The following is a 5,584-nucleotide window of genomic DNA, read 5'->3' as shown; positions in this document are numbered from 1 at the left end:
GGTCACCGGTCCGGTACATCCGCGCATCCGGCTCGGCATGGAACGGATCGCGTACGAAGCGCTCGGCCGTCAACGCCTCACGGTTCAGGTAGCCGCGCGCCACCTGCACGCCGCCGATATGAATCTCGCCGACCGCGCCGAGCGGCACCGGCTGCCCGTGCGCGTCCAGCACATAGATGCGCGTGTTCGCGATCGGCCGGCCGATCGGCGTGCTGGCGCGATCCTCGTCGCAGGTCCAGGCGGTCACGTCCACGGCGGCCTCGGTCGGGCCGTACAGGTTGTGGAGCCGCGCCGTGGCCAGCTGCGCCTTGAAGCGCCGCACCAGCGCCGCCGGCAGCGCCTCGCCGCTGCACACCACGCGCGTGAGGCTCGTGCAGCGCCCCGCGTCGCCGTCGGCCAGGAACGCTTCGAGCATCGACGGCACGAAGTGCAGCGTCGTCACGCCGTGCTGCTGGATCAGCGCCTTCAGATAGGCCGGCTCGCGGTGGCCGCCCGGCTTCGCCATCACCAGCGTCGCGCCGGTACTCAGCGTCCAGAAGAATTCCCAGACCGACACGTCGAAGCTGAACGAGGTCTTCTGCAACACCGCCTCGCCCGGCTGCAGCGCATAGGCGTCCTGCATCCACAGCAGCCGGTTGACCACCGCGTGGTGCTCGTTCATCACGCCCTTCGGCTGGCCCGTCGAGCCCGAGGTGTAGATCACGTAGGCCAGCCGGCGCGCGCCGAGCCCGTCCACCACCGGGTTGTGGTCGGCCTCGCCGTGCCATGCCGGCGCGTCGAGCCCGATCACCGGCACCGGCGAATCCGCCAGCAGCGCGCGCGTGCCTGCCTGCGCGAGCACCGCTTGCGGTGCGCTGTCCGCGAGCAGATAGGCGAGCCGCTCCGGCGGATAGCCGGGATCGAGCGGGACGTAGCCGGCGCCGGACTTCAGGATCGCCAGCAGCCCCACCACCATTTCCAGGCTGCGCTCGGCGCAGATCGCCACGCGGCCGTCGGGCCGGATGCCCTGCGCGATCAGGTGATGCGCGAGCCGGTTGGCCTGCGCGTTCAGTTCGGCATAGGTCAATTGCCGGCCGTCATGGACCACCGCCGGCGCGTGCGGCGTGCGGGCCGCCTGCGCCTCGAACAGGCCGTGAATCGTCTGCTCGCGCGGGTAGGCCACGCGCGTGGCGTTGAACGTATCCAGCAGTTGCGTGCGCTCTTCCGGCGGCACGACGGCCAGGCCGTGCAGCGGCGCATCCGGCCGCTGCTCCAGCGCCTCGACCAGCTGCGCGAGCGCCATGGCCACGTAGCCGCCCACGCGCCGTGCACCGATGCCGGCCGCCACCTGCACCGTCAGGCCGAAACCTTCGCCGAGATCGTCGACCGACAGCGTCAGCGGATAGTTGGTGCGCTCCTCGATATGCAGGATCTCGACGCCGGCCCAGGCCGGGTGGGCGCCGCCATCGTTCGACAGTGCCGCGCTGTGCCGGTAGTTCAGCAGCGCGCTGAACAGCGGCGCCGGTGCCGCCACGCCGCTGCAACGCTGCGCCAGTACCAGCGAGGCGTGCTCGTGCGCCAGCAGCGCGCTCAGGCGCTCGTGCGTGGCCTTCACGCCGGCCCGCACGCCTTGCTCGCCCACCGCCACGCGCAGCGGCAGCGTGTTGATGAACATGCCCAGCGCCCGGTCCGCGCCCGCGCCGCCCTGCATCCGCCCCAGCAGTACCGTGCCGAACACCACGTCCTCGCGCCCCGACACCTTGCCCAACACCTGCGCCCACGCCAGGTGGTAGAGGCTCGCCGCGCTCACGCCCAGCTGCCGCGCCTGTGTACGCACGCGCCTGGCCAGCGCGAGATCCACGTCGAGCCGCGCTTCCTCGATGCCGCGGCCGTCGCCCTGCACGTCCACCAGCCCGAACGGCAGCGTGGGTTCATCCACGTCGTGCAGCATCTCGCGGAAGAATGCCTCGTGCTGCTCGCGGCTCGTGCCGAAGCGCGTCTGCGCCACGTAGTTGCGATACGGCTGCACCGCCTGCAGGCGGCCTTCGTCGCCGTCCAGGTACGCGAGCATTTCCTGCTGCATCACGTCGAGCGCCGTGTGGTCGAGCGCCATGTGATGGAACAGCAGCGCCAGCACCCAGCGATCGTGGGCCGCGTCGTGGGCATACGCCACCCGCAGCAGCGGCGCCTGCCGCACGTCGAGCCGGTAGTGGCGCGGATCGAACTGCGCGTTCATCTGCTGCACGACGTCGCCCTGCGCGGCATCGGCGACCACTTCCTCCACCACCAGCGGCGCCGCGCGGCACACCACCTGCACCGGCTCGTCGAGCCCCTCCCACACCACGCGCGTGCGCAGGATGTCGTGGCGATCGATCACGCGCTGCAATGCGGCGACGAACGCCGCCACGCGCCCGCGATCGGGCAGGCTGAACAGCGCCTGCAGCAGATACGGATCGCCGTCGACGCTCGACAAATGGTGGTACAGAATCCCTTCCTGCAGCGGCGCGAGCGGATAGATGTCCTGCACGTTGCGCATCCCGCCCGGCACGCCCGCCACCGCCGCATCGATCTGCGCCTGCGTCAGCGATACCAGCGGCAGCAGCTCCGGCGTGACGCGCTCGCAGCCGGCGGGAATCCGGCTGGCCGGCGCGGCCACCTCGCGGTGCGTGCCCACCGCGGCGGCCAGCGCGCTCAGCGCCGGCTGGCCGAACAGCACGCGAATGTCGGCGCTCAAGCCCGCCTGGCGCATCCGCTCGATCAGCTTCATCGCCAGCAGCGAATGGCCGCCCAGCTCGAAGAAGTGATCGTGGCGGCCCACCCGCTCCACGCCCAGCAGCTCCTGCCAGATTTGCGCCAGCGTGCGTTCGGTGTCGCCGACCGGCGCCTCATAGCGGCGGCTCACCACGGCATCGGCGCCCGGCTCCGGCAGCGCGCGGCGGTCGAGCTTGCCGTTCGGCGTCAGCGGCAGCGCCGCCAGCGGCACGTAGAGCCCCGGCACCATGTAGTCCGGCAGCACCGCCAGCAGCGCGGCATGCAACGCCTCGGGCGGCTGCGCGGCGCCCGTGTAATAGGCCACCAGCCGCCGGCCGCCGGCCGCGTCGCCGCGCGCCACCACCACGGCGTCCTTCACGCCGTCGAGCGCCTCGAGCCGGGCCTCGATCTCGCCCAGCTCGACGCGGAAGCCACGCACCTTGACCTGATGATCGTTGCGGCCCAGATAGTCGAGACTGCCGTCCTCGCGCCAGCGCCCGAGGTCGCCGGTGCGATAGAGGCAGGCGTGCGGATCGTCGCCGAACGGATCGCGCACGAAGCGCTCGGCCGTCAGCCCGTTGCGGTTCAGGTAGCCGCGCGCCACCTGCGCGCCGCCGATGTGGATCTCCGCGGCCACGCCGTGCGGCACCGGCTGCCCGTGCGCGTCCAGCAGATAGACCTGCGTGTTGGCGATCGGCCGGCCGATCGGCGGCAGCGTGGCCCACGCCTCGACGTCCTCGGGCAGCGCGAACGCGATCGTGACGTGCGTTTCCGACGGGCCGTAATGGTTGTGCAGGCGCGCGCCAAGGCGGCGGAACAGCTGGCGGATCTCGTCGGTGATGCGCAGTTGCTCGCCGGCCGTGATCACCTCGTGCAGCACGCAGCCCGACAGGTCGAGCCCGCGCCCGATTACCGTCTCCGCCAGGCTCTGCAGCGCGACGTAGGGCAGGTAGAGCCGCTCGATGCGCCGCGCCACGATGTGCGCGAACAACTGCTCGAAATCGAAGCGCAGCGCCTCCGGGATCAACTCCAGCGTGGCGCCCTCGCAGAGCGTGCTGAAGGTCTCCTGGAACGCCACGTCGAAGCCGAGCGCCGCGAACTGCAGCGTGCGTCCGCCGCGATGGCCCTGCTGCCGCCCGCCCGTGGCCTGCCAGTGCAGCAGGTTCACGAGCGCGCGATGCGGCATCGCCACGCCCTTCGGCTGCCCCGTCGAACCGGAGGTGTAGATCACGTAGGCCAGCGACGACGCATCCGCATCCGCCTCGCCGGCCGGCGCTTCGGGTTCGAATCCGTCGGCGCTATCGATGGCCGCGTCGAGGTCGATTTCCGGCGTCCCCGTGCTGCCCGCCACGCCGGCCGTGTCCGCATGCACGAGCACCGCCAGCGGCGTGCTGTCGGTCAGCATGTAGGCAAGGCGCTCGGCCGGATAGGTCGGATCGAGCGGCACGTAGGCCGCGCCCGACTTCAGGATGCCCAGCAGGCCCACCACCATCTCCAGGCTGCGGCCGACGCAGATCGCCACGCGCGCGTCGCGGCGCGCGCCGCGCTGCCTCAGCAGGCGCGCCAGCCGTTCGGCCCGTTCGTCCAGTTCGCGGTAGCTCAGCCGGGCCTCGCCGAACACCACGGCCACCGCATCGGGCGTGCGCCGTGCCTGCGCCTCGAAACGCGCGTGGACGGTCGGCTCGCGCGGCGCATCGGCCCGCGTCGCGTTCAGTGCCGTGAGCAGGCGGGCGCGCTCGTCGTCGGGCAGCATCGTCAGGCCGCGCATCGGCGCGTCCGGCCGCTGCTCCAGCGCCTCGACGAGCGCCGCCAGTGCCGCCTCCATGTAGCCGCCGATCCGCGCCGCGCCGATCGCCGCCACGGCCTGCACCGCGAGGCCGAATGCGTCGCCGCGATCGTCCACCGACAGCATCAGCGGATAGTTGCTGCGCTCCTCGCCGCCCAGCACCGTCACCTCGGCCCAGGCATCGGCGCCCGGCCGGGTCTCGCCGGCCTGCACCGCGTCGTGCCGGTAGTTCAGCAGCGCGCTGAACAGCGGCGCCGGCGCGGCCACGCCGCTGCAGCGCTGCGCCAGCGACAGCGACGCGTGCTCGTGCGCGAGCAGCGCGCTCAGGCGTTCGTGCATGCGCGCCACCGCCGCCCGCGCGCCGATCGCGCCCACCTCGGCGCGCAGCGGCAGCGTGTTGATGAACATGCCGAGCGAGCGTTCCGCGCCCGCGCCGCCCTGCATCCGGCCCAGCAGCACCGTGCCGAACACCACGTCCTCGCGCCCCGACAGGCGCCCGACCACCTGCGCCCAGGCCAGGTGATGCAGGCTCGCCGCGCTCACGCCGAGCCGCCGCGCCTGCGCGCGAATCCGCCGCGACAGCGCCGGCGCCACCGTGCGCCGCGCTTCCTCCAGCTCGGCGTCGCTGCTCAGCACGTCCACCAGCCCGAACGGCAGCGTCGGCTCGTCCACGTCGTGCAGCATCTCGCGGAAGAAGCGCTCCTGCGCCGCGAGGTCCACGCCGAGGCGCGTCTGCACCACGTAGTTGCGGTAGGGAACCGGCGCGGGCAGCGCCTCGGCCTGCCCGCGCAGATACGCGTCGACCTCGATGCCCATGTAGCGCAGCGAGGTGGCATCGTCGATCAGGTGATGGAACAACAGCAGCGCGACGTGGCGCTGGTGTACCGGGTCGTGCGCGTGGACGATCCGCATCATCGGCGCGCGCGTGATGTCGAGCCGCCGCGTGCGGAAATCGAATTGCGCGCGCAGTTGAGTGGCGACGTCACCCCGCGACGCGTCCAGTTCGATTGCCTCGACCGGCAGTGTCGCTTCGCGCCATACCACTTGAACCGGCTCGTCCAGCCCCTC

General features: G+C 72.1%; 1 protein-coding gene. It reads right to left on the bottom strand.

Annotated elements, in window-relative coordinates; genetic code table 11:
* Window positions 1-5,584, bottom strand: a 5,584-nt coding sequence (locus BpN12_RS21855; RefSeq protein WP_246797541.1) for a non-ribosomal peptide synthetase, incomplete at both ends; no start/stop codon positions are given.

Origin of the sequence: Burkholderia perseverans (assembly GCF_022870505.1) — a bacterium.
GTDB lineage: Bacteria > Pseudomonadota > Gammaproteobacteria > Burkholderiales > Burkholderiaceae > Burkholderia > Burkholderia plantarii.
This window is presented reverse-complemented; position numbering and strand designations above follow the sequence as displayed.